General features: G+C 43.0%; 1 pseudogene. It reads left to right on the top strand.

The annotated features are described in order from the left end of the window. Positions 1-270: pseudogene (locus A3735_RS23775) on the top strand (elongation factor 4); the annotation flags it as partial.

Raw genomic sequence — 270 nt, 5'->3', positions numbered from 1 at the left:
CCATATGGAGATTATCCAGGAGAGACTCGAACGAGAATATAACTTAGATTTATTGACCACTGCGCCAACAGTTATTTACGAACTAGTGATGCGTAATGGTGAGGTTATTAAAGTAGATAACCCGTCTCGTCTACCAGACCCCGGTGCAGTAGAGGAGATGAGAGAGCCAATCGTAGAGGCAAATATTCTCGTACCACAAGAGCATTTGGGGAATGTAATTAGTCTTTGTGTTGAGAAACGAGGCATTCAGAAGGATATGCAATTTCTGGG

The organism is Oleiphilus sp. HI0061, from assembly GCF_001635675.1.
Note: the sequence above shows the minus strand (reverse complement) of the source record. Positions and strands in the feature narration are given on the sequence as shown.